Genomic DNA, 22211 nt, shown 5'->3' on the forward strand with positions numbered 1-22211 from the left:
GGCTATCGCCTCCCCCGCTGCGAATGACTGACGGTCAGGCCTTGTTGTTCTTGTCGACACCGACCACGATCTTGGTGTCGGACAGGAACTCGTAGGGAGGAATCGTCAGGTTGTCGGGCGACGGCTTGTTCTTGTACACCCGTCCGGCCATGTCGAAGGTCGACCCGTGGCAGGGGCACAGGAAGCCGCCGTGCCAATCGGCCGGCAGACTGGGCTGGGGCCCGGTGGCGAACCGGGCGGTGGGCGAGCACCCGAGGTGCGGGCAGATGCCGACGGCGACGAGGTACTCGGGCTTGATCGAGCGGTACTCGTTGCGCGCGTACTCGGGCGTGATTTCGTTCGGATTGCGCTCGGAATTCGGGTCGGCGAGCTGGGCGTCGACTTCCTTCAGCGTGGCAAGCTGCTCGGGCGTACGGCGAATGATCCAGACCGGTTTGCCGCGCCACTCGACGGTGCGCATTTCACCCGGCTGCATGTCTCCAATTTCGACTTCCACCGGAGCACCCGCCGCCTTCGCCCGTTCGGACGGGGCGAACGTGCTGACGAAAGGAACGGCCACGCCTACAGCCGCGACTCCCCCGACAGCACAGGTGGTTCCGACCCAAAAACGGCGGTCGGCGTCTACCACTTTGTCCTGACTCATTGATTGACCCTCAAGATTACTTCTTCTCTTAGCACTTGAAAGCAGATTGGCGCTCTTGGCGGACCGGCGCCTTATAGTAACCTTCGAGTATAACGCAATGCCTACAGGCCCCGACAGACTTCGTAGCACATTCGCACTCGCACTATTACGGTCGAGCTTCCCGCGGCGCAAGGAAATAAGGGATACTTTCGCGCAACAACAAACGGGAGGTGGTTCATGAGCATCATGAAGGAATTCCGCGATTTCGCGATGCGCGGCAATGTCGTCGACCTCGCGGTCGGTGTGATCATCGGCGCGGCGTTCGGCAAGATCGTCGATTCGCTGGTCAAGGACATCGTCATGCCGATCGTCAACGTCATCCTGGGCGGCAACGTCGATTTCAGCAACAAGTTCATCGTACTCCGGGCGCCGGCCGACTACGCCGGCCCGCAGACGTACGACGCCCTCAGCAAGGCCGGCGCCACCCTGCTCGGGTGGGGCAATTTCCTGACGATTCTGATCAACTTCGTGTTGCTGGCTTTCGTCATCTTCTGGATGGTCAAGGCCATGAACCGCGCCCAGGCCCGCTTCGCCAAGGAAGCCCCGCCCGCCGCGCCCGCGCCGACCCCGGAAGACGTCGAACTGCTGCGCGAAATCCGCGATCTGCTCAAGAGGTAGGTCCAAGAGGTAGATCCCCCCTACGCCCTTCGGGCGCCCCCCAGGGGGCGAAACCGGCGGACTGGCGAAGCCAGATCCGCGGTTTCCTGGGTCTAGGGAAACTATCTTGGATAGATAGCACGGTTGCTACCGCTGGCAGCCAGCGAAGCACCGGCGCCACAACCCAAGACAGCGGTACTAGACCCAGGATGCGGTGGATCCGGCTCCGCCGGTCCACCCGCATCGCCCCCTTGAGGGGGCCCGCGTAAGCGGGTAGGGGGTGGGCTCCACCCCCCCCTCAGACGGGGTTGTCGATGTCGATGAAATCCACCCGGATGCCGAAGCGGGCGGCGATGGCCTGGCCCAGGGACAGGACGCCGTAGCGTTCGGTGGCGTGGTGGCCGGCGGCCAGAAAGGCGGTGCCGGTTTCGCGGGCGAGATGGACGGTGGGTTCGGAGATCTCGCCGGTGATGTAGGTCTGGGCGCCGGCGTCGATGGCGTCCTGGAGCATGCCCTGAGCCGCGCCGGTACACCAGGCGATGCGGCCCACGGGGCAGGAGGGGTCGCCGATCAGCATGGGCTCGCGCCGCAGGCGCTGGGCGATGCGGGCCGCCAGGTCGCCTACCGTGGCCAGACCCGGGGCCTGGCCCAGCCAGATCAGGCCGTCGTGGCCGGTGGTCTGGGGCACGCCCTCCACCAGATGGGGGGCCAGGCCCAGCACCTCGGCCAGTTGTGCGTTGTTGCCCCACCGGGGGTGGGCATCCAGGGGAAGGTGGTAGGCGAACAGGTTCAGGTCATGGCCCAGGACCAGCGACAGGCGGGTGCGCCGGGTGCCCCGCACGCGCGGGTCCTCGTTCTTCCAGAACCAGCCGTGGTGGACCAGCAGGCCGTCCGCCCCGGCGTCGATGGCGTGCCGGATGGCGGCCTCGGACGCGGTCACGGCGGCGATAATATGCCGGACCACGGGCCGGCCCTCGACCTGCAGGCCGTTCGGGCAGTAGTCACGGAACCGGGCAACCTGCAGTTCAGCAGCCAGCCAGGATGCGAGTTCCTCGGCGCTGACGCCACCCGCGCCCCCCGCTGGTGCATGGGTTTGCGCTGAGGCCTGCTCGCCTGCGATCATTGTCAATCTCCTAAGCTAGGGAAAAGTATTTTGCACATGCGCCGACTATGGCTGATCTTTGCCCAGACCACCACCGTCTGTCTGGCCATTTTATTCATCGTCGCCACCCTGCGACCCGAATGGCTGCCACGCCGCGGGGGCCCGGGCAGCAATAACGCCATCGTCGTCCCGTTCTTCGAGGCCTCGCCCTCGCCGACCGGCGAAGGCGGCGCCACCGCGTCCTATGCGGCGGCCACCCACAAGGCGGCACCGGCCGTGGTGAACATATTCACCAGCAAGGACACGCCCCAGCAGCCCGCCTATCCGTTCTCCGACGATCCGGTGTTCCGGCGCTTCTTCGGCGAACCCGACACCAACCCGGAGCCCGTCTCCAGCCTGGGATCGGGCGTCATCGTCAGCCCCGAAGGCTACATCCTGACCAACAACCATGTGATCGAGGCCGCGGACGAGATCGAAGTGGCGCTGGCCGACGGCCGCAAGGGCAAGGCCACGCTGGTCGGATCCGACCCCGAAACCGACCTGGCGGTGCTGAAACTGGCGCTGCCCAATCTGCCCTCGGTCACCTTCGGCCGGGCCGAGGACCTCCAGGTGGGCGACGTGGTGCTGGCCATCGGCAATCCGTTCGGCGTGGGCCAGACCACGACCATGGGCATCGTCTCGGCCCTGGGCCGCACCCACCTGGGCATCAATACCTTCGAAAACTTCATCCAGACCGATGCCGCCATCAACCCCGGCAACTCCGGGGGCGCGCTGATCGACGCCCAGGGCAACCTGGTCGGCATCAATACCGCCATCTATTCGCGCTCGGGCGGTTCGCTGGGCATAGGCTTCGCGATTCCGGTCAGCACGGCGCGCCAGGTGATGGAGCAGTTGATCACGACCGGCACGGTCACGCGGGGCTACATCGGCGTCGAGCCGCAGGACCTGACGGCCGAGCTGGCCGACGCCTTCAAGCTGTCGCGCAAGGAAGGGGTCATCATCGCCGGCGTGGTGCGCGGCGGGCCGGCGGCCAAGGCCGGGATCCGCACGGGCGACATCGTCGTATCGGTCGCGGACAAGGCCATCCTGGACACCACCACCATGCTCAACGCCATCGCCCAGCTGCCGCCGGGCGAGAAGGTGGCCATCAAGATCGTCCGCGGCGGGCAGGAAATGGAAACCAGCGTGACCATAGGCACGCGACCCAAGCCCAAGCGCGAAGTCCAGCAGCCCTGATGCCGGGCCGGGCCCTACCTGTTGCGGCCCAGGCCCAGGTAGCTCTCGACCACGCGCGGATCGTCCGCCAGTTCGCGGGCCGGGCCGGCCAGCACCACCTGGCCGGTCTCCAGCACATAAGCGTAGTCGGCCGTCTGCAGGGCCGCGCGGGCGTTCTGTTCGACCAGCAGGATGGCCACGCCCCGGCGCCGCAGTTCGGCGATGATCAGGAAGATTTCCTTGACGATGCGCGGCGCCAGCCCCAGCGAGGGCTCGTCCAGCAGCAGCAGGCGGGGCTTGGCCATCAGGGCGCGCCCCAGGGCCAGCATCTGGCGCTCGCCGCCCGACAGGGTGGCGGCCAGTTGCTGGCGGCGCTCCTTGAGCCGGGGGAACAGCCCGTAGACCTCCTCCATCGACGCGGCCTGGTCGCGGTGGCCCGAGCGATAGCGCTGGAAAGCGCCCAACAGCAGGTTGTCCTCGACGCTCATCTCGCCGAACAGCTCGCGTTTCTCGGGCACGAGGTTCAGGCCCGCGGCGACCATCTGCTCGATGTCGACGCGCCGCTGGGGCCGCCCCTCCAGGCTGATGGCGCCCCGCGCCGGCAGCAGCCCCATGATGGCCGACAACAGCGTGGTCTTGCCCGCGCCATTGGGGCCGATCACGGTCACGATGGTGCCCGCCGGCACCGCCAGGTCTATGCCATGCAGCGCCTCGACCTTGCCGTAGGACACGGACAGGCCGGAAACCTCGAGCAGCGGCGCGGCCATTGCCGCCGGACCCGTCATTCCACACCTCCCAGATACGCTTCCAGCACGCGCGGATCGCGCTGCACGTCCTCGGGCAAGCCCTCGGCGATCTTCTCTCCGAATTCCATCACCACCACGCGGTCGGCCAGGCCCATGACGAAATCCATGTCGTGCTCGACCAGCAGGATGGCCATGCCCTCGGCGCGCAGCGCCTTCAGGGTGTCCGACAGGGCCTGCTTCTCGAGGTAGCGCAGGCCGGCCGCCGGCTCGTCCAGCAGCAGCAGGCAGGGGTCGGCGCACAGCGCGCGGGCGATTTCCAGCATGCGCTGTTTGCCCAGCGGCAGCGAGCCCGCCGCCACGTGCAAAGAGTCGCCCAGCCCCACGCGCCGCGCCTGCCGCGCCGCCTCGGCCAGGAGACGCGCCTCTTCATGGCGATCCAGGTGCAGGCTGCCCAGCACCAGGCCCGACAGCAGCCCCGGGCGCTCGCGCAGGTGGGCGCCCAGCGCGATGTTCTCGATCACCGTCATCTGCGGCAGCAGGCGCACGTGCTGGAACGTGCGGCCCATGCCCAGCGCCGCGATTTCGCGCGACGGCCGGCCGGTCACGTCCCGCCCGCGGAAGACCACCTTCCCCAAAGAAGGATCGTCCACGCCGGACAGCAGGTTGAACATGGTGCTCTTGCCCGCGCCGTTGGGGCCGATCAGCGCCAGCACCCCGCCCGCGGGGACGGTGAAACTGATGTTGTTGTTCGCCACCAGGCCGCCGAACCGCTTGGTCAGGCCCCGGGCTTCCAGCACGACCTCGCCATGCGCCGGCTGGGCGCGCCGTGCCAGCGGCTGCGCCCCTTCGTCGACGGCCCGCTGGGACTGGGCCAACGGCAGCCAGCGCCGGGCCAGGCGGACGATCACCGGCCAAAGCCCGTCCGGCGCGCGTTGCAGGGCGACCACGAGCAGGATGCCGAAGAAGATGCTCTCGAAGTTGCCCGAAGCGCCCAGGAGGCTGGGCAGCAGGTCCTGCAGCCACTGCTTGAGCATCGTGACCAGGCCGGCGCCGACCAGTGCGCCCCAGACCTGCCCCGCCCCGCCGATGACGGCCATGAACAGGTATTCGATGCCGATGTGCAGGCCGAAGGGCGTGGGGTTCACGAATCGCTGCATGTGGGCGTACAGCCAGCCCGACACGCATGCCAGCAGGGCCGCGATCATGAAGATCGCGATGCGCGAGCGGGCGGTATCCACCCCCATGGACTCGGCCATCACCATGCCGCCCTTCAGCGCCCGGATGGCCCGGCCCTCGCGCGAGTCCAGCAGGTTGCTGACCAGCAGCATGGCCAGCAGCAGGATCGCCCAGATCAGCCAGAACAGTTGCCGGCCCTTGGACAGGTCCAGCCCGAAGATCGAGATCGGCGGCAGGCCGGACAGTCCGGTATGGCCCCCCAGGAAATCCAGCGTCCCGAACAGGAAGTACAGGCTCAGGCCCCAGGCGATGGTGCCCAGCGGCAGGTAGTGCCCGGACAGGCGCAGCGCGATCGCGCCCAGCACCCAGGCCGCCGCCGCCGTTACCACCAGGCCGGCCAGCAGCCCCAGCCAGGGCGAGCCGCCCAGCCACGCGAAGGCGGGCGGCAGCGTGGCGATGGACAGCCAGGCGCTGGTGTAGGCGCCCAGGCCCACAAAGGCCGCCTGGCCGAACGAGGTCACTCCGCCCACGCCGGTCAGCAGCACCAGCCCCAGCGCCACCAGCGCGTACAGGCCGATGTAGTTCAGCAGCGTGACGGTGAACTCGGACATCCCGAACACGGCGGCGACGAGCAGGACGAGGCCGGCGCCGACGAACCAGATGGGACGCAGCCGCATCATTCTTCCTCCACGTGGCGCGAGGCGAGCGAGCGCCAGATCAGCACCGGAATGATCAGCGTGAACACGATGACTTCCTTGTAGGCGCTGGCCGCGAACGACGAGAAGGCCTCCAGCAGGCCCACCAGCACCGCGCCGGCGGCGGCCAGGGGATAACTGCCCAGGCCGGCGATGATGGCGGCGACGAAGCCCTTCAGGCCGATCAGGAAGCCCGTGTCGTAGTAGATGGTCGTGATGGGCGCGATGAGGATGCCCGAGAACGCCCCGATCAGCGCGCACAGCGTGAAGCTCAGCTTGCCGGCGAGGCTGGTCGGGATGCCCATCAGGCGGGCGCCGACCCGGTTCACCGCCGTGGCGCGCAGGGCCTTGCCGTACAACGTCCGGCCGAACAGCACCGTCAGCGCCAGGATGAGGGCGATGGAGGAACCGACCACCCACAGCGTCTGGGCCGAGACCGGAATGCCGCCCAGCTCGATGCCACCGTCGGTGAAGGGCGAGGTGCGCGCTCCCTCGGCGCCGAAGAACAGCAGCCCCAGCCCCACCATGGCCACGTGCACCGCCACCGAGACGATCAGCAGCACCAGCACGCTGCTCTCGGCCACTGGCTGGAAGGCCAGGCGCCAGACCATGGGCCCTATCGGCACCACGACCAGCAACGCGAACAGGATCTGCGCGACCAGCGGCATCTGCTGGAAATCGACGAAACGCGCCGCGGCGAAGATCAAAGCGGGATACAGCAGGTTCCAGCCGGCGGCGCGTGGAATGGCGCGCCAGTCCTGGCGCCGCCACGCGGTCCACAGCTCCACCAGCATGACGGCGCAGCCGCCCATGGCCAGCAGCCAGACCGTTCCCGGCAACTGGCCGGCCTGCAAGCCCGCCAGGGTCAGGGCGCCCCAGGCGACGAACTCGCCCTGGGGAATGAAGATCACACGCGTGACCGTGAAGGCCAGCACCAGCGCCATCCCCAGCAACGCATAAATGGCGCCGTTGACGACGCCGTCCTGGATCAGGAAAAGGGCGATCTGTAGATCCATGTCAGCTCCGGCAGGGCCGGAGATCCGCCCTGGTCCACCAGAAAATTACTTGATCAGCTTCCAGGCACCGTTTTCGATGACGACCATCACGCGGGAACGGTTGTCCAGGCCGACGTGGTCCGTGGGGCTCATGTTGAACACCCCGTGCGCGCCCGCCACGTTCTTGACGTTTTCCAGCGCGTCGCGCAGGGCCGCGCGGAACTCAGGCGTGCCCGGCTGCGCCTTCTTCAGGGCGGCCTGGGCGGCCGCCTCGATCAGCTTGCCGGCATCCCAGGCATGGGCGCCGAAAGTGGACACCGAACCCTTGCCGTAGGTCGCCTCGTACTTCTGCACGTACTCGGTAGCCGAAGCCTTGACCGGATTGTCGGCCGGCAGCTGGGCCGACACCAGCACCGGGCCGGCCGGCAGGAAAGTGCCTTCGATGTCCTTGCCACCCACGCGCAGGAAGTCGTTGTTGGCGACACCGTGGGTCTGGTAGTACTTGCCGCGATAGCCGCGTTCTTTCAGCGTCTTCTGGGGCAGCGCGGCGGGAGTGCCGGCGCCGGCGACCAGCACGGCGTCGGGCTTGGCGGCGATCATCTTCAGCACCTGGCCGGTCACCGACGTATCGGTGCGGTTGTAGCGCTCGTTGGTCAGCACCTTGATGCCGGCCGCCTGGGCCGCCTTCGAGAACTCCTGGTACCAGCCCTCGCCGTAGGCGTCGGCGAAGCCGATGAAGGCCACCGACTTGATCTTCTGGCCCTGCATGTGCTCGACGATGGCCTTGGCCATCTCGGCATCGTTCTGGGGCGTCTTGAAGGCCCAGCGCTTCTTGGCGTCCTGGGGCTCGACGATGGCGGCCGAGGCCGCCATGGAGACCACCGGGGTCCCGGTTTCGGCGGCGACGTCGACCATGGCGAGCGAGTTCGGCGTGATGGTGGAACCGACCATCACGTCGACCTTGTCCTCGGTCACGAAACGGCGGGCGTTCTTGACCGCCGTCGTGGTGTCGCTGGCGTCGTCCAGCACGATGTAGTTGACTTTCTGGCCCGCGATGGTCTTGGGCATCAGGGCGAAGGTGTTCTTCTCGGGGATGCCGAGCGAGGCTGCCGGCCCCGTGGCGGACACGTTGACGCCCACGGTGATGTCAGCATGCGCGGCGGCCGCGAAAACGCCGAGGCCCACGGCCAGGGCCAGTTTGTTCAAGGAAAACATGAAGGTCCCCACTTGTGCTTGTTCTGGAACCGAACCCCTGCCCCGGCCGCGCGGACGGCGCCGGAGCATGGCGGGTTCAGACTTTCTCGATCTCGGTCGAATCCGATTCCCGGCTCTTGACGAAACGGGCCGCCACCAGGCCCAGTTCGTAGAGCACGCATAAAGGTACCGCCAACAGGAACTGGCTGACAACATCCGGCGGCGTGACGACGGCCGCCAGCACGAACGCGCCGACGACGACGTAGCCGCGCGCCGCGGACAGCTTGGCCACGGTGGTCACCCCGGTCTTGACCAGCAGCACCACCGCCACCGGCACCTCGAAGGTCAGGCCGAAGGCCAGGAACATCGTCATGACGAAGTTCAGGTAGGCCTCGATATCCGGCGCCGGCGTGATGGACTGCGGCGCGAAGGTGGCGATGAAGTGGAAGACGGTCTTGAAGACCACGAAGTAGCAGAACGCCATGCCGGACAGGAACAGCACGGTGCTGGACATGATGAGCGGCAGGGCCAGCCGCTTCTCGTGCTGGTAGAGGCCGGGCGCGACGAAGGCCCAGGCCTGGTACAGCACGAAGGGCAGCGCGACAATGAAGGACGCCAGCAGCGTGACCTTGACCGGCACCATGAAGGGCGTGATCACGCCGGTGGCGATCATGCGCGTGCCCGCCGGCAGGGTCGCCAGCATGGGCTGGGCCAGCACGTCGTAGATGGCCGAGGCGCCGGGATAGAGGAACAGCACGATGAAAACGGCCACGACCGCGACGATGGCCTTCAGCAGGCGGTCGCGCAGCTCCACCAGGTGGGAGATGAAGCTGTCTTCCTGCGATACGTCTTTGTCAGTCACGTTCTTTCGCGTACCGTCGAAGCCTCGGCCGGCTGGCCGGCGGCGGGTTGATTGGCGGACGGCGGCAGCGGGTCCGTCGGAAACAGCGAGCCCTGGGCGAGATCCTGTTCGGACGGCGCCTCGTGGGCAACGGCCGGCTCGATGGCCTGCCCCGCGGAGGGCGCGTCAACCGGCGCAGTTGCTGTCCCTTCGGCGGCCGGCGCATCCAGCGCGGGAGCCTCGGCAGCCGGTTCCGGCGTTCCGCTGGCCGCGTCCTTGACGTCGCGGGCGGCCCCCTCGACAGTCTGCTGGACCTCGTTGAGGCCTTTGTGCAACTCGTCCACGTTGGTCTTGACCGTGGTCTCGAGCGAACGGGCGGCGTCTTCCATTTCCTTGCGCAGGTTGCGCAATTCGTCAAGCTCCACCTCGCGGCGGATATCGCTCTTGACGTCGTTGACGTAGCGCTGCGCCCGGCCCAGCAGGTGGCCGATGGTACGCGCCACCTTGGGCAGCCGCTCGGGCCCGATGACGATGAGCGCCACCACGCCTATGGTGAGAAGCTCGGTAAAGCTGACGTCGAACATTCAGCGCCTATGGGAACACCCCCTACGCCCTGACGGGCGCCCCCTCAAGGGGGCGGCACTAGCGGACCGGCAGAGCCGGATCCGCGGTGCCCTGGAGTGGGTCGGTTATCTTGGCGCGGGGCGCCTTCGTGTTGATGATGGATCTGGAGGGGAAACCCCTGTCAGGTCCGTTCTTTTTCTTTGGCTTCCACGTCGATGGTGTCGGCGGAGACGCGCTTGGGGTCGGCGGAAGTGGTTTCCGAGTTGGAAGCCGCGGCGTCGCCGCCTTCCTTCATGCCTTCCTTGAATCCCTTCACGGCGCCGCCCAGGTCTTGCCCGAGGTTCTTCAGTTTCTTGGTGCCGAAGATCAGAACCACGATCACCAGGACAACCAGCCAGTGCCAAATGCTAAAGCTACCCATTACATGCTCCACGCCTTGCGGCGGAAAATCGTCCAGTCAATAGGGGCGGAAATCGCCCGGCTTAGTCGCGCTTCCAGGGGCGGGGACCGCCTATCACGTGGTAGTGCAGGTGCGGCACTTCCTGTCCACCGTCCGCGCCGTTATTGGCCATCAGACGGAATCCGCCTTCCGGACCGGGGCGGCAGCCCTGCTCGAGCGCCAGGCGGGGGATCAGAACCTGCATTCTACCCAACAGCGGTACGTCGCTCGCGGCCACGTCCTGCAGCGACGGAACGTGCCGCTTGGGAATGACCAGGAAGTGTACCGGCGCGATGGGATTGATGTCGTGGAAGGCGAAGATTTCGTCGTCTTCGTAGACCTTGCGCGAGGGGATTTCCCCGCGCGCGATCTTGCAGAAAATACAGTTGTCACTCATCTCATTGTTTCGGGGCATTGCCGGCTCGGGCGGCTTTTTCATCCAAACCCGACAGGCCTTCGCGCCGCGCGAGCTCGGCGACGACCTGTTCGGGACGCAAACCGTAATACTCCAGCATGACGAGGCAATGAAACCAGAGATCGGCTGTCTCGTAAATGATCTTTTCCGGCACGCCGTCCTTGGCCGCCATCACGGTCTCGGTGGCTTCCTCGCCGATCTTCTTCAGGATCCCGTCGGGCCCCTTGCTGAGCAGCCGGGCCACGTAGGACGTCTCGGGCGAGCCGCCCCGGTCGGGCCGGCGGCTGGCGATGGTGTCGGCCAGTTGCGCCAGGAAATCGTTCATTTGTAGATGCTCTCCGGGTCCTTCAGGACCGGGTCGGTCTCGACCCAGTGCGCGCCGCCCTCGGTTTCCAGGCGGCGGTAGAAGCAGCGTTCGCGGCCGGTATGGCAGGCGATCCCGCCCACCTGCTCGACCCGCAGCAGCACCACGTCGCCGTCGCAATCGAGCCGGATCTCGCGCACGCGCTGGACGTGGCCGGATTCCTCGCCCTTGCGCCACAGGCGGTTGCGCGAGCGCGACCAGTAGGTGGCGTTGCCGGTGCGCAGGGTCTCGCGCAGCGATTCCCGGTTCAGGAAGGCGAACATGATGACCTTGTCGGTCGTGACGTCCTGCGCGATGCCGGGCACCAGGCCGTTATCGTCGTAGACGATGGCTTCCAGCCAGGCTTCCTGGTCGGCGGACAGGGTCTGGGGTGCGGTATCCATCAGTCGTCCAGCCTCATGCGTATGCCGCGGTCTGCCATGAAGCGCTTGGCCTCCTGCACCGTGTGCTGCCCGTAGTGGAAGATGCTGGCGGCCAGCACCGCATCGGCATGGCCTTCGGTGATGCCGTCCGCCAGGTCCTTGAGCGAACCGACGCCGCCGGAAGCGATGACGGGGATGGCCACCGCGTCGGACACCGCACGCGTGAGCGCGAGGTCGAAGCCCGAACGGGTGCCGTCGCGGTCCATGCTGGTCAGCAGGATCTCGCCCGCCCCGTACTCGGCCATCTTGCGCGCCCATTGGACCGCATCCAGCCCGGTGGCGTTGCGCCCGCCATGCGTGAAGACCTCCCAGCGCGGCGCCTCGCCTTCGCCCGACACCCGCTTGGCATCGATGGCGACCACGATGCACTGGGCGCCGTAGCGGCCGGAGGCCTCGCGCACCAGGTCGGGATTGGTCACGGCCGAGGTGTTGATGCCCACCTTGTCGGCGCCCGCGTTCAACAGCCGGCGCACATCCGCCACCTGCCGCACGCCGCCGCCCACGGTCAGCGGAATGAACACCTGCGAGGCCACCTGCTCGATCACGGACAGGATGATGTCGCGCTGGTCGCTCGACGCCGTGATGTCCAGGAACGTGATCTCGTCCGCGCCCTGGTCGTCATAGCGGCGCGCGATCTCCACCGGATCCCCGGCATCGACCAGATTCACGAAATTGATTCCCTTGACCACGCGACCAGCGGTCACGTCCAGACAAGGGATAATACGACGCGTCAACATCACAGAATTCCAAAAACACACGTTGCCGGGCGCAGAATCCCTCCGCCCAACCACTACGATACGCCCATTCCCAAGAGAGCAGCCCACCTTGGGCCCCGCGGATCAGCGCGGTTGTTCCCCCAGGATGCGATGGATCCGGCTCCGCCGGTCCACCCGCATCGCCCCCCTGGGGGGGCGCCCGTCAGGGCGTAGGGGGGGAGCTCAATGCATCGGCGCGGGCCTGCGCTGCCTGGAAATCCAGCGTGCCCTCGTAGATGCTGCGGCCCAGGATGGCGCCTTCCACGCCTTCGTCCTCGACGGCGCAGAGCTGCTCGATGTCGGTCAGGTTGGCGATGCCGCCCGAGGCGATGACCGGGATGCGCACGTGCTGGGCCAGTTTGACCGTGGCCTCGACATTGACACCCGACAGCATGCCGTCGCGGCCAATGTCGGTGTAGATGATGGACGAGCAGCCGTAGTCCTCGAATTTCTTGGCGAGGTCGGTCACGTCGTGGCCGGTCAGCTTGCTCCAGCCGTCGGTGGCCACCTTGCCGTCCTTGGCGTCCAGGCCGACGATGATCTGGCCGGGGAAAGCGCTGCAGGCGTCGTGCAGGAACCCGGGGTTCTTGACCGCCGCGGTGCCGATGATGACGTAGGAAATGCCGTTGTCCAGGTAGCGCTCGATGGTGTCGAGGTCGCGGATGCCGCCGCCGATCTGCACCGGGATGTCATCGCCCACGGCGTCGAGGATGGCCTTGATGGAGGCTTCGTTCTTGGGTTTTCCGGCCACGGCGCCGTTCAGGTCCACCAGGTGGAGCCGGCGCGCGCCCTGCTCCAGCCAGTGCGTGGCCATGGCGGCGGGTTCTTCGGAAAATACGGTGGCATCGTCGAGATCGCCCTGGCGCAGGCGGACACAACGACCGTCTTTGAGATCAATCGCGGGAATGAGGAGCATGGCGAATCAGGATGTCGTTCGAATCAGTGGCGCTAACTGGGCTGCGGGACGGAAAAAGGGGGCCTTGTCGGCTAAAGGGACTCACGGGTTCCACCGCACGAAATTCTGGTAGATACGCAGGCCCGCCCCCGCGCTTTTCTCAGGGTGAAACTGAGTTGCGAAGATGTTATCTCTGGCTACCGCGCAGGTAAAGGCGACCCCGTAATCGGATTGACCGGCAATTACCCCTAGATCGGCAGGCGCCACATAGTAGCTGTGCACGAAGTAGAAATAGGTATCATCGGCCACGCCGTCCCATAAGGGATGGGACAAGGTCTGCCGCACGCGGTTCCAGCCCATGTGGGGCACCTTCAGCCGCTCGGGCCCCTCGAAGGCCGGGCCGGCGAAGCGCACGACCTGTCCGTCGAAGATGCCCAGGCCGTCGGCCGGCCCTTCCTCGCTGCGCTGGAACAGCATCTGCTCGCCCACGCACACGCCCAGCAGGGGCTTGCTGCGGGAAGCTTCGACTACCGCCTCGCGCAGGCCGGTTTCCTCGAGGTAGCGCATGCAGTCGGGCATGGCGCCCTGCCCCGGGAACACGACCCGGTCGGCCGCTCGCACGCCGGCCGCATCGCTGCAGATGCGCACCTCGGCCTCGGGCGCGACGTGTTCGAGCGCCCGGGCGACCGAGCGCAGGTTGCCCATGCCGTAGTCGACGATGGCAATGCGCGTCATCTAGAGCACTCCCTTGGTCGACGGCACGGTGCCGCCGGCGCGCGGGTCGACTTCCAGCGCCATGCGCAGCGCCCGGCCGAAGGCCTTGAACACCGTCTCGCACTGGTGGTGGGCGTTGGCGCCCCGCAGATTGTCGATGTGCAGCGTCACCAGGGCATGGTTGACGAAGCCCTGGAAGAATTCGCGCGTCAGGTCGACATCGAACTGGCCGATCATGGCCCGGGTGAAGGGAACGTGGAATTCCAGGCCCGGACGGCCCGAGAAATCCACCACCACGCGCGAGAGCGCCTCGTCCAGCGGCACATAGGCATGGCCGTAGCGGCGGATGCCGGCCTTGTTGCCGGCCGCCTTGGCCACCGCCTGGCCGAGCGTGATGCCGACGTCCTCGACCGTGTGGTGGGCGTCGATGTGCAGATCGCCGTCGGCCACGACGTCGATGTCGATCAGGCCATGGCGCACGATCTGGTCGAGCATGTGGTCCAGGAACGGCACGCCGGTCTGCAGGTTCTGCTTGCCGGTGCCGTCGAGGTTGACGACCGCGCGGATGCGCGTTTCGTTGGTGTTGCGGGTGATCTCGGCGGTACGCATGATCGGTTCCGGATGGTCGGGTTGAATGGGCGGCGGCGTCACGAGGCGCTGCCGTCGTCCAGGCGGTATTCGGCGCTGCGCGCGTGCGCCTGCAGCCCTTCGCCGTAGGCCAGGGTGGCGGCGACGCGGCCCAGGGTACGCGCGCCGGCGCCCGAGACCTTGATCAGGCTCGATCGCTTCTGGAAATCGTACACGCCCAGCGGCGACGAGAACCGCGCGGTGCGCGAGGTCGGCAGCACGTGGTTGGGGCCGGCGCAGTAGTCGCCCAGCGACTCCGAGCTGTGCGTGCCCATGAAGATCGCGCCGGCGTGGCGGATCAGGTCGGCCCAGCGCTCGGGCTCGGCGGTGGAGATTTCCAGGTGCTCGGGCGCGATGTCGTTGGCGATGGCGCAGGCCTCTTCCAGGTCGCGCACCAGGATCAGCGCGCCGCGGTTGGCCAGGCTGGTGCGGATGATGTCCGCGCGCGGCATCGTGGGCAGCAGCCGGGCGATGGCGGCCTCGACCAGCTCGATGTAGCCGGCGTCGGGGCACAGCAGGATGGCCTGGGCCAGCTCGTCGTGCTCGGCCTGCGAGAAGAGATCCATGGCGATCCAGTCGGCCGGCGTCCTGCCGTCGCAGATGACCAGGATCTCGCTGGGGCCGGCGATCATGTCTATGCCCACCGTGCCGTACACGCGCCGCTTGGCGGCGGCGACATAGGCGTTGCCGGGCCCGACGATCTTGTCGACCGGAACGATGGACGGCGTGCCGTAGGCCAGCGCGCCCACCGCCTGCGCGCCGCCGATGGCGATCGCGCGGTCGACGCCGGCGATGGCGGCGGCGGCCAGCACCATGGGATTGCGCACGCCGTCGGGCGTGGGCGTGACCATGACGACTTCGGCCACGCCGGCCACCTTGGCCGGGATGGCATTCATCAGCAGCGACGACGGGTAGGCCGCCTTGCCGCCGGGCACGTACAGGCCCACGCGGTCGAGCGGGGTGACCTTCTGCCCCAGCACGGTGCCGTCGGGCTCGGTGTAGGTCCAGGTCTCGGCCCGCTGTCGCTCGTGGTAGACCCGGATGCGGTCGGCGGCGGCTTCCAGCGCGGCGCGCTGCTCGCGCGGCAGCGCCTCCAGGGCCGCGACCCAGTCGGCGCGGGGGATGTCCAGTTCGCGGATGGACGCGGCCTGGACGCGGTCGAAGCGGCGGGTGTATTCCAGCACCGCGCCGTCGCCGCGGGTGCGGACGTCCAGCAGGATATCGGCCACGGCGCGTTCGATGGACGCGTCCTCGGACGCTTCGAAGGCCAGCAGCGCGTGCAGGCGGGTTCGGAAGTCGTCGCTACGGGTATCGAGTCGGTTGATGAGGGACATACGCTAGCTCTGCAAAATCGGTTTCCGGAAGGCAGCCCTGCCCCGCGCCGGCGGCGCGTGGCGATGGACGATGCAGCCTCTGCATGGCGCGGCGGGCTGGCCGCGCGGCGAGCGCTCCGCGGATGCCGCCAGGTCAGGCCGGCATGGCCAGGCTGGCGCGCGCGAAGGCGTCGATCAGAGGCTGCAACCGGTGTCGCCGGGTCTTCAGGGCCGCCTGGTTGACCACCAGGCGAGACGATATGTCCATGATATCTTCGACCGCGACCAGGTTGTTGGCCCGCAATGTCCCACCGGTGGACACCAGGTCGACGATCACGTCGGCCAGCCCCACCAGCGGCGCGAGCTCCATCGACCCGTACAGCTTGATCAGGTCGACGTGCACCCCCTTCGCGGCGAAATGCTCGCGCGCGGCCTGCACGTACTTGGTCGCCACGCGCAGGCGGGCGCCCTGGCGCACCGCGCTGGCGTAGTCGAAGCCCTCGGGCACGGCCACGCACAGCCGGCACTTGCCGATGCGCAGGTCCACCGGCTGGTACAGGCCGCCCGGATGCTGGGCCGCATGCTCGATCAACACGTCCTTGCCGGCCACCCCCAGGTCGGCGGCGCCGTACTGGACATAGGTGGGGACATCCGAGGCACGCACAATGATGATGCGCACGCCGGGGTCGCTGGTCGGCAGGATGAGCTTGCGGGACTTCTCCGGGTCCTCGACCACCGTGATGCCGGCCTCGGCCAGCAGGGGCATGGTCTCGGTGAAGATGCGGCCCTTGGACAGCGCCAGCGTGATGGGCGTGTTCGGGTCGGCCGGGGCGAAGGCGCTCATCGTGCCTGCCCTCCGGACCCGCCCACGCGGCGGATGTCGGCGCCCAGCTGCAGCAGTTTGCGCTCCATCTGCTCGTAGCCGCGGTCCAGGTGATAGATGCGGTCGATCGTGGTCTGGCCGTCGGCGACCAGGCCCGCGATGACCAGGCTGGCCGAGGCGCGCAGGTCGGTCGCCATGACGGTGGCGCCCGACAGCCCCGCCACGCCCTTGACCACGGCGGTGTGGCCGTCGATCTCGATGTCCGCTCCCAGCCGGCGCAGTTCCTGCACGTGCATGTAGCGGTTCTCGAAGATGGTCTCGGTGATGACCGCGGTTCCTTCCGCGATGGCATTCAGGGCCATCAGCTGGGCCTGCATGTCGGTCGCGAAGCCGGGATATTCCAGGGTGCGGAAGCCCACCGCGCGCGGCCGACCATTCATGCCCGCCTCGATCCAGTCGGGACCGCACTCGATGGCCAGTCCGGCCTCGGCCAGCTTGTCCAGCGTGGCGCCCATGCTGGCCGGATCGGCGTTGCGCAGCACGACCTTTCCGCCCGCCGCGCCGACCGCGCACAGGAAGGTGCCGGCTTCGATACGGTCCGGCATGACGCGGTGGGTGGCGCCGTGCAGCCGGGACACGCCCTCGATCACGATCCGGTCCGTGCCATGGCCGCTGATGCGGGCGCCCATCTTGATCAGCAATTCCGCCAGGTCGACGATCTCGGGCTCGCGCGCCGCGTTCTCGAGCACCGTCAACCCGTCGGCCAGCACGGCCGCCATCATCAGGTTCTCGGTGCCGGTCACCGTAATCATGTCGGTGCGGATGGTGGCGCCCTTCAGGCGCTTGGCCCGCGCCACGACGAAGCCGTGCTCGATGCTGATCTCGGCCCCCATGGCCGCCAGCCCCTTGATGTGCTGGTCGATGGGACGCTGGCCGATGGCGCAGCCGCCGGGCAGGCTGACCCGGGCCTCGCCGAAGCGCGCGAGCAGCGGGCCCAGCACCAGGATCGAAGCGCGCATGGTCTTGACCAGCTCGTACGGCGCTTCCAGCGACTCGACGCGGCTGGCTTCCAGCACCACCCGGTCGCCCGGCTGGCTGGCGCGCTCGGCCTTCGCGCCCAGTTGGCGCAACAGGCGCAGCGTGGTGCCGATGTCGTTGAGCTGGGGCACGTTCTCGAGCGTGACCGGATCGGCGGTCAACAGCGCGGCGCACAGACAAGGCAGCGCGGCGTTCTTCGCGCCGGACACCTCGACCTCGCCGCGCAGGGGGCGGCCGCCGGTGATCTGCAGCTTATCCATTAATTGCCCGCCTTGAATTCCTGGGGAGTGAGGGTGCGCATCGACAAGGCATGGATTTCTTCCCGCATGCGTTCGCCCAGCGCGGCATAGACCAGTTGGTGCCGCGCGATGGGGCGCTTGCCCGCGAATTCGGCGCTGACGATGACCGCCTCGAAGTGCTGGCCGTCGCCCTGCACGTCGACATGTTCACAGGGCAGTCCGTCGACGATGTATTGCCGGACCTGCTCCGGAGTCGGAAGAGTCATGCTTTCAGTAACGCAGTTTGTAGCCGGTGGACAACAGGCGCAGCGCGAACCCGGCCACCACCAGGAACGTCCCCGCGACCACCGCCAGGCTGTGCCAGGGGGTGACGTCGGAGACCCCGAAAAACCCGTAGCGGAAGCCGTCTATGGTGTAGAAGATCGGATTCCAGTGCGACACCGCCTGCCAGAACGGCGGCAGCGAATGCACGGAATAGAATACCCCGGACAGGAAGGTTGCCGGCATGATCAGGAAGTTCTGGAAGGCCGCCATCTGGTCGAACTTCTCGGCCCAGATCCCGGCGATCAGCCCCAGCACCCCCATGATGCCGCTACCCAGCACGGCGAACACCAGCATCCACAGCGGTTCGGCGAAATGCGGCGCGGCGAAGAACAGCGACACCGCGTAGATTCCCAGTCCGACGAACAGGGCGCGCACGATGGCCGCCAGCACGTAGGCACAGAAGACTTCCCAGTGAGTCAGCGGCGGCAGCAGCATGAAGACCAGGTTGCCGGTGACGCGGCTTTGCATCAGCGACGACGAGGAATTGGCGAACGCGTTCTGCAACATGCTCATCATCATGAGCCCGGGGATCAAGAAGGCCGTGTAGGGCACGGTGTCGTAGACCGTGACGCGGCCTTCCAGCACGTGGGCGAAGATCAGCAGATACAGCACCGCCGTCATCACCGGCGCGCCCACGGTCTGGAACCCCACCTTCCAGAAGCGCAGCATTTCCTTGCAGAACAGCGTCAGGAAGCCGGAGCCCGCGTTCAGGTTGGGTTGCAAGCCGACGAAACCCGACGGCTTGGCGGTCTCGGAACCGGTACTCGTGGTCGCGCCCTCGGGCGGCCGTGCGACAACGCTCATGCCGCCTTCTCCAGCGACGCCGAGGAGGAGCCCCCGTGCATGATGTTCAGGAAAGCATCCTCGAGGTCTGCCGGCAGCACTTCGATACCCTCGATGGCGCCGCCCGCCGTGCGCACCTGCGCCAGCAGGGACTCCAGCTCCGTGCTGGTGTCCAGGCGCAGCACCGCCCGGTTGCCCTGGCGCTGCACCAGCCGCTCGTCCAGCGCGCGGCTCTTGCCCGCGGGCCAGCCCGATGCCCCCATGTGCAGGACCAGGCGCGAGCCGCCGACCTTGGCCAGCAGCGCTCGCGTGGTATCCAGCGCGACGATGCGGCCGGCCTTGAGCATGGCGATGCGGCCGCACAGCTCCTCGGCCTCTTCCAGATAGTGAGTGGTGAGCAGGATGGTGTGGCCCATGCGGTTCAGGCGCGAGATGAACTGCCACAGCGTGCGCCGCAGGTCCACGTCCACGCCGGCGGTGGGCTCGTCCAGCACGATCACCGGCGGCCGGTGCACCAGCGCCTGCGCCACCAGCACCCGCCGTTTCATGCCGCCCGACAGGGCGCGCATGTTGTCGTCGGCCTTGGAGGTCAGGCCCAGGTTTTCCAGGATCTCGTCGATCCAGGCGTCATTGTTGCGCAGCCCGAAATAGCCCGACTGGATACGCAGCGTCTCGCGCACGGTGAAGAACGGGTCGAACACCAGCTCCTGCGGCACCACGCCCAGCGCCCGCCGGGAGGCACGGAACTGCGACACGACGTCGTAGCCGCAGATGGACACCTGGCCCGTGGTCGCGCGCGACAGCCCCGCCAGGATCGCGATCAGCGAGGTCTTGCCCGCGCCGTTCGGCCCCAGCAACCCGAAGAACTCGCCCTGGGCAATGTCCAGGCTGACATCGTTCAGCGCCTGGAACCCATCCACCGCCTGGCCAGCGCCCATGCGCCGCCACAGGCTGGTCTGCCTGGGGTACACCTTGGAAACATGCTCGATGCGAACGGCGGATGACATGGCTTGATCAGAAAACACTACCGCGCCGGGAGGGCCTCGCAGCCCCCTAAAAAGCGCAAATCCCGGCAAACGCCGGGCAATCCCTCATTATAGAGGATGGGCAAGACGGGCACGAACACCCCTCCCTCCATCCTGTAGCGCCTCCCCAGGATGCGGTGGATCCGGCTCCGCCGGTCCACCGCCCCCTGGGGGGCGCCCGAAGGGCGTAGGGGGGGTCACCTAAACGCTGCGTTCCGCTCAGCCAGGGACTTGATCAGCCCATCGACGCCGTTCTGGCCGATCTGCTGCGAGAACTGGTTGCGATAGTTCTCGATCAGCCACACGCCCAGGACGTTGACGTCGTAGATCTTCCAGCCCTGGCCCGCCTTCTCCATGCGATAGTCGACGGGAATGGGATCGCCGACCGGCTGCTTGATCACGGTCTTGACCACCACGTCGGTGGCGTCGGCCGGATAGTGCGAGGGACGCAACTCCACGGCGGTCTGCTGCTTCACGGACGAGACCGCCCCGCTATAGGTGCGCACCAGCGTGGTGCGGAATTCCTTGACCAGCGCCTTCTGCTGCTCGGGCGTCGCCTGGCGCCAGTAGCGGCCGGCGGCCAGCCGCGTCGTCTTCTCGAAGTCGACGTAGGGCAGGATCTTCTGGTCCACCAGTTGCAGCAGGCGCTGGGGGCTGCCGGACTGCACCGAGGGATCGGCCTTGATGGCGGTCAGGACTTCGCCCGTGACCTGCTGGATCAGCGATTCGGGCGAGCCGGCGCCCTGCGCCCGGGCAGCCTGCATGCCGCCGATGGCCAGCACCATGCCGGCGGCCAGCGCCGCCAGCCAGTTCAGGATCCGGGGCGTGGCCGCCGCCGGCATCGTCATGTCTTGCGAAATCATGGAAATCCTTACTTTTTCTGCGTACCCGACGCCGGGGCGGGCGCCGCGGCATCGTCATCGTCGTCGTAGTTGGGCAGCGAGTAATCCGGCAGGGCGCCTTCCGCGCCATTGGCGCCGCGGATCAGGCTGGCGCGCCGCTGCAGGTAGGCATCCCGGGTGAAGGTATACGGATCCAGCGCGACCTGGTCGAGCAGGTTGCCCACCTCGAGCAGGTTGGCGCGCGCGTTCACGACCCGCAGGCCATAGACGCTATTGCGCACGGGCACGTTGTCGATGTTGCTGACCGCGACCGGATCGGCCAGGAAGTCCACCGCCGTGCCGCCCGCGTCGCGGACGGTGCTGGGGCCCAGCAGCGGCAGCACCAGGTACGGGCCGGAACCGACGCCCCAGACACCCAGGGTCTGGCCGAAATCGGCCTTGTTGCGAGGCAGGCCGTTCTGCGTGGCGAGATCGAAACAGCCGAACACGCCCATGGTGGTGTTCAGCAGCACGCGGAAGGAAGTGTTGATGCCATCCGGTGCCCGGTTCTGCAGGAAGCTGTTGATGGCCGACATCACGTCGCCCACGTTGGCGAACATGTTGCGCACGCAGCTGCGCACCGGCGACGGCACCACGTCCACGTAGCCCTGAGCCACCGGCTTGAGCACGGCACGGTCGACCGTATCGTTGAACTTGTACATGCTGCGGTTGAATCCCTCCAGGGGATCCCGCGGGTCGGCCGGCCGCCCTTCCGGTGCGGTGGCACAGCCCGCCAGCCCTGCGGCCAGCATCACTGCCAGGATTTTCTTATTCATTTTCTTACACTCGTCGTCATTTCGCGGCGGGTTCTGCCGAGCCCGCGGAACCGCCTTCCGCCGGCTTGCTGTTACCGCCCTCGGCAGCCTTGCTGTAGAGGAACTGGCTGATCAGATTCTCCAGCACGACCGCGCTCTGGGTATAGCGGATCTTGTCGCCGGCGGTGAAATTCTTGTCGTCGCCACCCGGCTCGATGCCAATGTACTGCTCGCCCAAGAGGCCCGAGGTCAGGATCTTGGCGGACGAATCGGTGGGAAACAGGTAGCGCGCATCCAGGTCCAGCGTCACCACGCCCTGGAACATCTTGTCGTCGAACGCGATGCTGGACACCCGCCCCACGACCACGCCGGCGCTCTTGACCGCCGCGCGGGGCTTGAGCCCCCCGATGTTGTCGAAATTGGCCGTTACCGCATAGGTCTTGCCCACCGACAGCACGCTTAGCAGGTTGCCTGCCTTCAGCGCCAGGAAGACCAGGGCGAGCGCGCCCACCAGCACGAATATTCCCACCCAGAGATCGACTTTTTCTCGCGACATCTCGTATTCCTCCGGTACCTCGCCCACGGCGGGTCC

At 67.3% G+C, this 22211-nt stretch carries 27 protein-coding genes; 2 read left to right on the top strand and 25 right to left on the bottom strand.

Annotated features, from left to right (window positions below; translation table 11 throughout):
• Positions 1-34: 34 nt before the first annotated feature.
• Complete coding sequence (gene petA / locus WKR98_RS01195) at positions 35-643, bottom strand: ubiquinol-cytochrome c reductase iron-sulfur subunit (RefSeq protein WP_124691492.1); 609 nt, start codon at positions 641-643, stop codon at positions 35-37.
• Between the two features lie 216 nt (positions 644-859).
• On the opposite strand from petA, the gene mscL reads away from it, so the two are divergent.
• Complete coding sequence (gene mscL, locus WKR98_RS01200; RefSeq protein ID WP_341431801.1) at positions 860-1300, top strand: large conductance mechanosensitive channel protein MscL; 441 nt, start codon at positions 860-862, stop codon at positions 1298-1300.
• A 277-nt stretch (positions 1301-1577) separates the two neighbouring features.
• On the opposite strand, the gene WKR98_RS01205 is transcribed toward mscL, so the two are convergent.
• Entirely contained in the window at positions 1578-2402 is an 825-nt protein-coding gene (locus WKR98_RS01205; RefSeq protein ID WP_341431802.1) for a Nif3-like dinuclear metal center hexameric protein, read from the bottom strand.
• Positions 2403-2438: 36 nt separating this feature from the next.
• On the opposite strand from WKR98_RS01205, the gene WKR98_RS01210 reads away from it, so the two are divergent.
• Positions 2439-3617: a S1C family serine protease gene (locus tag WKR98_RS01210; protein ID WP_124691495.1), complete on the top strand. Its 1179-nt coding sequence runs from the start codon at positions 2439-2441 to the stop codon at positions 3615-3617.
• 14 nt (positions 3618-3631) lie between these two features.
• Here the strand turns inward: WKR98_RS01210 and WKR98_RS01215 are convergent, their stop codons facing one another.
• From WKR98_RS01215 to mlaD, 23 genes are all read right to left on the bottom strand, one after another.
• Complete coding sequence (locus WKR98_RS01215) at positions 3632-4363, bottom strand: ABC transporter ATP-binding protein (RefSeq protein ID WP_341433754.1); 732 nt, start codon at positions 4361-4363, stop codon at positions 3632-3634.
• Between the two features lie 14 nt (positions 4364-4377).
• Complete coding sequence (locus WKR98_RS01220; protein ID WP_445936043.1) at positions 4378-6198, bottom strand: branched-chain amino acid ABC transporter ATP-binding protein/permease; 1821 nt, start codon at positions 6196-6198, stop codon at positions 4378-4380.
• Positions 6195-7229, bottom strand: coding sequence for a branched-chain amino acid ABC transporter permease (locus WKR98_RS01225; protein ID WP_341431803.1), 1035 nt, complete (start codon positions 7227-7229; stop codon positions 6195-6197). Before WKR98_RS01225 ends, WKR98_RS01220 begins: the two co-directional genes overlap by 4 nt.
• 45 nt (positions 7230-7274) lie before the next feature.
• Positions 7275-8423, bottom strand: a complete 1149-nt coding sequence (locus WKR98_RS01230; RefSeq protein WP_341431804.1) for an ABC transporter substrate-binding protein — start codon at positions 8421-8423, stop codon at positions 7275-7277.
• Positions 8424-8499: 76 nt separating this feature from the next.
• On the bottom strand, positions 8500-9264 hold the full coding sequence (gene tatC / locus WKR98_RS01235) for a twin-arginine translocase subunit TatC (protein ID WP_124691499.1): 765 nt from the start codon (positions 9262-9264) through the stop codon (positions 8500-8502).
• The gene (gene tatB / locus WKR98_RS01240) at positions 9261-9827 is read right to left on the bottom strand and encodes a Sec-independent protein translocase protein TatB (protein ID WP_124691500.1); all 567 of its coding nucleotides are present in this window, start codon (positions 9825-9827) and stop codon (positions 9261-9263) included. The genes tatC and tatB overlap by 4 nt, the downstream gene beginning before the upstream one ends.
• Before the next feature lie 161 nt (positions 9828-9988).
• Positions 9989-10228 carry a Sec-independent protein translocase subunit TatA gene (gene tatA, locus WKR98_RS01245; protein WP_124691501.1) on the bottom strand — a complete coding sequence of 80 codons (240 nt, stop codon included), beginning with the start codon at positions 10226-10228 and terminating at the stop codon, positions 9989-9991.
• A 61-nt stretch (positions 10229-10289) separates the two neighbouring features.
• Complete coding sequence (locus WKR98_RS01250) at positions 10290-10643, bottom strand: histidine triad nucleotide-binding protein (RefSeq protein WP_087838605.1); 354 nt, start codon at positions 10641-10643, stop codon at positions 10290-10292.
• 1 nt (position 10644) lies between these two features.
• Positions 10645-10986 (bottom strand): phosphoribosyl-ATP diphosphatase, encoded by a 342-nt coding sequence (locus WKR98_RS01255; protein WP_124691502.1) that lies wholly within the window; start codon positions 10984-10986, stop codon positions 10645-10647.
• Positions 10983-11408, bottom strand: coding sequence for a phosphoribosyl-AMP cyclohydrolase (gene hisI, locus WKR98_RS01260; RefSeq protein WP_124691503.1), 426 nt, complete (start codon positions 11406-11408; stop codon positions 10983-10985). Before hisI ends, WKR98_RS01255 begins: the two co-directional genes overlap by 4 nt.
• On the bottom strand, positions 11408-12187 hold the full coding sequence (gene hisF, locus WKR98_RS01265) for an imidazole glycerol phosphate synthase subunit HisF (protein ID WP_124691504.1): 780 nt from the start codon (positions 12185-12187) through the stop codon (positions 11408-11410). Before hisF ends, hisI begins: the two co-directional genes overlap by 1 nt.
• Before the next feature lie 178 nt (positions 12188-12365).
• A complete protein-coding gene (gene hisA, locus WKR98_RS01270; RefSeq protein ID WP_124691505.1) occupies positions 12366-13118 on the bottom strand; it encodes a 1-(5-phosphoribosyl)-5-[(5-phosphoribosylamino)methylideneamino]imidazole-4-carboxamide isomerase in 753 nt (250 codons plus the stop codon).
• Positions 13119-13199: 81 nt separating this feature from the next.
• A complete protein-coding gene (hisH, locus tag WKR98_RS01275) occupies positions 13200-13832 on the bottom strand; it encodes an imidazole glycerol phosphate synthase subunit HisH (protein ID WP_124691506.1) in 633 nt (210 codons plus the stop codon).
• Positions 13833-14420, bottom strand: a complete 588-nt coding sequence (gene hisB, locus WKR98_RS01280; RefSeq protein ID WP_124691507.1) for an imidazoleglycerol-phosphate dehydratase HisB — start codon at positions 14418-14420, stop codon at positions 13833-13835.
• A 38-nt stretch (positions 14421-14458) separates the two neighbouring features.
• Positions 14459-15772, bottom strand: a complete 1314-nt coding sequence (gene hisD, locus WKR98_RS01285; protein WP_341431805.1) for a histidinol dehydrogenase — start codon at positions 15770-15772, stop codon at positions 14459-14461.
• 133 nt (positions 15773-15905) lie between these two features.
• Positions 15906-16595, bottom strand: coding sequence for an ATP phosphoribosyltransferase (hisG, locus tag WKR98_RS01290; RefSeq protein WP_124691509.1), 690 nt, complete (start codon positions 16593-16595; stop codon positions 15906-15908).
• Positions 16592-17872, bottom strand: coding sequence for a UDP-N-acetylglucosamine 1-carboxyvinyltransferase (gene murA / locus WKR98_RS01295; protein WP_341431806.1), 1281 nt, complete (start codon positions 17870-17872; stop codon positions 16592-16594). Before murA ends, hisG begins: the two co-directional genes overlap by 4 nt.
• Positions 17872-18117 carry a BolA family protein gene (locus WKR98_RS01300; protein WP_124691511.1) on the bottom strand — a complete coding sequence of 82 codons (246 nt, stop codon included), beginning with the start codon at positions 18115-18117 and terminating at the stop codon, positions 17872-17874. The genes murA and WKR98_RS01300 overlap by 1 nt, the downstream gene beginning before the upstream one ends.
• 4 nt (positions 18118-18121) lie before the next feature.
• A complete protein-coding gene (locus tag WKR98_RS01305) occupies positions 18122-18979 on the bottom strand; it encodes an ABC transporter permease (RefSeq protein WP_124691512.1) in 858 nt (285 codons plus the stop codon).
• Positions 18976-19965 carry an ABC transporter ATP-binding protein gene (locus tag WKR98_RS01310; RefSeq protein ID WP_445936047.1) on the bottom strand — a complete coding sequence of 330 codons (990 nt, stop codon included), beginning with the start codon at positions 19963-19965 and terminating at the stop codon, positions 18976-18978. Before WKR98_RS01310 ends, WKR98_RS01305 begins: the two co-directional genes overlap by 4 nt.
• A gap of 215 nt (positions 19966-20180) precedes the next feature.
• Positions 20181-20846: an MlaC/ttg2D family ABC transporter substrate-binding protein gene (locus WKR98_RS01315; RefSeq protein WP_238160191.1), complete on the bottom strand. Its 666-nt coding sequence runs from the start codon at positions 20844-20846 to the stop codon at positions 20181-20183.
• Between the two features lie 8 nt (positions 20847-20854).
• The gene (locus WKR98_RS01320; RefSeq protein WP_124691514.1) at positions 20855-21640 is read right to left on the bottom strand and encodes an MlaA family lipoprotein; all 786 of its coding nucleotides are present in this window, start codon (positions 21638-21640) and stop codon (positions 20855-20857) included.
• 16 nt (positions 21641-21656) lie between these two features.
• On the bottom strand, positions 21657-22175 hold the full coding sequence (gene mlaD / locus WKR98_RS01325; protein WP_124691515.1) for an outer membrane lipid asymmetry maintenance protein MlaD: 519 nt from the start codon (positions 22173-22175) through the stop codon (positions 21657-21659).
• Positions 22176-22211 lie beyond the last annotated feature (36 nt).

Origin of the sequence: Pigmentiphaga sp. YJ18 (assembly GCF_038066655.1) — a bacterium.
GTDB lineage: Bacteria > Pseudomonadota > Gammaproteobacteria > Burkholderiales > Burkholderiaceae_B > Pigmentiphaga.